4 protein-coding genes and 2 tRNA genes are annotated in these 3899 nt (G+C 61.6%); all 6 read right to left on the bottom strand.

Annotation, left to right across the window (positions count from 1 at the left end):
• Positions 1–164: 164 nt before the first annotated feature.
• The 6 genes from AAAB16_RS13010 to gspJ all read right to left on the bottom strand — a co-directional run bounded on the left by AAAB16_RS13010 (position 165) and on the right by gspJ (position 3844).
• Positions 165–241: transfer RNA gene (locus AAAB16_RS13010), tRNA-Asp, on the bottom strand.
• Positions 242–272: 31 nt separating this feature from the next.
• Positions 273–348, bottom strand: a tRNA-Val gene (locus tag AAAB16_RS13015).
• Positions 349–520: 172 nt separating this feature from the next.
• Positions 521–1042, bottom strand: coding sequence for a type II secretion system protein M (locus tag AAAB16_RS13020; RefSeq protein WP_340663705.1), 522 nt, complete (start codon positions 1040–1042; stop codon positions 521–523).
• Complete coding sequence (gene gspL, locus AAAB16_RS13025) at positions 1039–2181, bottom strand: type II secretion system protein GspL (protein ID WP_340663706.1); 1143 nt, start codon at positions 2179–2181, stop codon at positions 1039–1041. The genes AAAB16_RS13020 and gspL overlap by 4 nt, the downstream gene beginning before the upstream one ends.
• Entirely contained in the window at positions 2178–3176 is a 999-nt protein-coding gene (gene gspK / locus AAAB16_RS13030) for a type II secretion system minor pseudopilin GspK (protein WP_340663707.1), read from the bottom strand. The genes gspL and gspK overlap by 4 nt, the downstream gene beginning before the upstream one ends.
• A complete protein-coding gene (gene gspJ / locus AAAB16_RS13035) occupies positions 3173–3844 on the bottom strand; it encodes a type II secretion system minor pseudopilin GspJ (protein ID WP_340663708.1) in 672 nt (223 codons plus the stop codon). The genes gspK and gspJ overlap by 4 nt, the downstream gene beginning before the upstream one ends.
• Positions 3845–3899 lie beyond the last annotated feature (55 nt).

Genomic DNA, 3899 nt, shown 5'->3' on the forward strand with positions numbered 1-3899 from the left:
GGAGTGGGTTTGCCCACTCCCACATTATTTGACCGAGGCGTACCTGCAGCCAAATCGCAGACACAAAAAACCCCGGCCTTTCGACCAGGGTCTTTGCTATCGACTCGAAGTAACCAGTGGTTTCTTCGTAGCTCCAAGGCGTTCAGTGGGCCTCGGGGCAGATATGGCGCAGCGGACGGGACTCGAACCCGCGACCCCCGGCGTGACAGGCCGGTATTCTAACCGACTGAACTACCGCTGCGCGTCGGTGGACTTTCGTCCGGTTTCACAAGTGGTGGGTGATGACGGGATCGAACCGCCGACCCTCTGCTTGTAAGGCAGATGCTCTCCCAGCTGAGCTAATCACCCCTTGCTTGCGAGGCGCGAAATTTACGCGTGGGCCGTAGCTAAGTCAACACCCTGTATAGAAATTTTCTGCAAATAGCGTTTTAAATTTTGCCGTAGGGTATGCCGCTCCGCGCACGGTGTGTGCACCACGGCATACACCGGCACCCCAACAAGCTCAAATGCACGACCGAATTTACTGCGCCACGCGCAACGTCAGCCGCGATGTCACCAGGCCTTCTTCATTACGGTCCAACCCGGCCTCATCGATGCGCACGCCCTGCCCCTCCAGTTCGGTAAACCAACGCAGCAGTTGGTTGAATGCCACCGGCTGCAAATTCACTTGCAGGCTTCCATCACCGCTATTGTCGATACGCTCGATGGTTAACTGCGCAGCGGCGGCGCTGCTGGTGACCAGGCCTTGCAGTTGGTCGGGGGCCAAGCTGGCGGTGGGTTTTTCCACCAGGGCGCGGGCCAGTGGTGCCTTGGCTTGCAGGTAGCCGCTCAGCTCCAGCTGTTGGGCCAAGGCCTCACGGGCATTAGTCAGGCGATGCTGCGCCGGTTGCCAGAGGCTGATGTACAGCAGCGCACCGAGCACGAATAGCAGCATCAACGCCAACGCCAGACGTTCGCGCGGCACTAATGTGCTCCAGCGCCGTTGCAGGGGCGAGCGCTGCCAGCGTTCAAGAAGTTGGTTTTTGATCACCGCGGTATTCATCCCTGCCCTCCTATTACCAGGCGCGCGCTGACGCCATTGCTTTCTCGACTGGCCGAGCCCAGCTGTACCGCCAGGCCGGAATCTGCCAGGCGTTGACGCAAGCGCTCCAACGCGCTGAAGTCGGGGGCTTGCAGTTGCAAGGCAAGATCGCCGCGAATATTGCTGAAATCCAACTGCTGCACGCGCACCAACCCACCGTCGGCTTGCACGGCGGTGCTGGCCATTTCCATCAGCGTCAGTAGACGGCTCTTGCCGCTGGTGGCGCCTTGGCTCAAGTGCTCATCCAGTTGGTGACGCAAGTTGATTAATTTACTGTCTTGGGGAAAAAGCTCGCGGTACAGCGCAGCGTTGGCGGCGGCAATGGCGTCGCTCTTGTGCTGCAACTGCCAGGCCTGTCCCAGGTTGAACCCCCATTGCAGCACCAGCCAAAGTCCAACAAGACCGAGCACAGCCTGCCAGCGTTTCCAGCCTTGGCTATTTTCCCGATTGGCCAGCTCGCCCTGGGCCAGGTTGCAGCCGCCGGTTTGCGTGGCCAGCCATAGATAAATGTCGTCTTCACGCTGAGCAGTATCAACGCCATCGGGCAGGGCCTGGTTTGTCGGCGCTATAACCTGCAGCGGCAGCGGACATTGCTCAGCCAGGGCCGGCCAATCCTCCATAGCCAGCGCCATCCGTGTGGCCACTTGGCCACCGAGCAACAGGCGCTCGTCTGACCAGCACAGCTGCGTGCCCTGCTCGGGCAATAGGTCGGCGTCTATCTGAATGCTGCTGGGCAGCACTGCGCACAACGCCAACCAACCTTGCAGCCATGCCGCGCGCACGGCGTAAACACGATGGCGACCGTCTTCCAGTGGCGCGCCCAAGGCCAAGTGGAAAAGCTCGACCTCCTCGGCTAGCAGCTCCTCCACTGCGAATGGCAGGGCCTGACGCAACCAGCGGGTTTTCTGCGTGGGCAGTTGTACCGCACAACAGGTAACCGCCTCCACGGGCAGCACCAGCCGCCAGGGCTCTTCTAACTCAGCCATGGCATCGGCCAGCAACAGCTGATCATGCACACCCGCTTTTACCCGGTGCACCGCCAGGCCCTCATCGACGGCCAACGCCGCGGCGGCGGGGAGAAATATCGTTACCAGGCTCATGGTGCCTGCTCCTTATCGGTTCCTGCTGCTTGCCCGCTAGTGGTCGCCACAGCGGCAAAGCCATCTTGCCCAAGATCACGGGCCAAGACCCGCACACGTCCTTGCTCATCGCGGTGCAGCATGCTCACCACCACCTGCCGGCGGTCGCCCATACGCACCTCGCTAATAACCTGAAAATAGGAAGTGCCGACAGCCAAGCCTTGCGCGTCGACCCCCTGCCCAGCCAAGCCTGGTTGCGCCATAAAGGCATCCACCGTGGCGAAACCTTGACTGCCGCGCGCCTGGACCACACCTTGCGCCATCGCCGGGGTCAGGCCATCGGCCAGGCAAGACAACACCACGGCCCCCGCCGTATTAACGTTAAGCGTGGCATCTGCCGGCAAGGTGCTGACATAGGGCAGCAGGCGACGATAATCCGCCTCGGTCATACCCAAGAGTAACCGTAGCTCGGAGACGTCTTGCAGGCGACGGTTAGCCGCGCGATAGGCCGGTTTGGCCAACAAGTATTGATTGTCTTCGGCGCCGTCGCTGCCGGTCGCTTCATCGTCGGCATCCAGCCAGTCGGCCAGCCGCTCGGCATACGGGGCGACGATGCCCAGGCGCAATAACAGGCGGCGAAAGCGCGTAACGGCCAGTTCATTGACTTGTTGCTTGGTGACCAAACTGTTGAGGTTAAAGCGCCCGCTGGGGTCTTCAATGCGCACATTCAGCACCCCGCCCTCATCCAGCTCAAATGGCCGCAACGGCTTGGCCCAGGCTTCGGCCAGATGATCGACCGGCTGACGCGGATCGCCACCCCGCAAGTCCTGTTTAAGCAGCGCCTTGGCCAAGGTCTCGCCACCCAAGGCGTATTGCCAGGCTTGGCGCACATCCAACAGGTTGGCGCTGCTGCGAATAGACACTTGCTGGCGCGCGATCATGCCGGCGCACACAACGGTGACAACGGCCACCACCAACAGCACGGTAATCAGCGCTACACCCCGTTGGCGGATCATGGTGCCACCTGCTCTTCGCCCGGCTCCGGCGGCTGGCCTTCTGTATTGCCGCCGACTTTGGGAATGTCCGGCAAACGCAGTACACGCCGCAGCGTGCCATAGCGGCGATGTTCCACCACCAGTTCGACGGCTTTGGGCAATTGCTCAAAACGCTCACGTTCATTGCCGTCGGTGGGTGGCCAACTCGGTAGCCATTGGCCCTGACGATCCATATAGCGCAGGGTCAAACGCGTGACGCCGTCGAGCACGGCCTGCACTTGCGGCTGGCTGTCCTGGGCCTGATCAAGCACATTCCAATAACGCCGCTGCAGCAGTTCGCCACTGAGTTCCCAACGCACCCGCTGCAAGCGTGAACGGGAGGCGCCCATTGGGTTGCGCCAGCCGGTTCGGGTGAACTCCAGCGCTGTCGCATCGCCGTCAGTACCCAGTAACGCCGGACGCTTTTCGCCAAAGGGATCGCGCACGGGTCGCGGCACCGCTTGCAGCACATCGCGCTCAAAGGCGGCCATCGCGCGCACCAGTTCACGTAGCTGCTGTTCATGCTCACGGGTGGCTTTATCGGCCTGCATTACGCTGCTCAGCATGCGATAGGTGGCCAACGCCAGCAGGGCGAAGATGGCCACGGCAATCAGCAATTCCAGCAGGGTAAAACCCCGCTCACCCCGGATGGCGCGCCTCATTGGTCGGGCTCGATGGGATCGGTGCTGACAAAGCCCACCAGCG

The organism is Pseudomonas sp., from assembly GCF_037994325.1.
Classification (GTDB): Bacteria; Pseudomonadota; Gammaproteobacteria; order Pseudomonadales; family Pseudomonadaceae; genus Aquipseudomonas.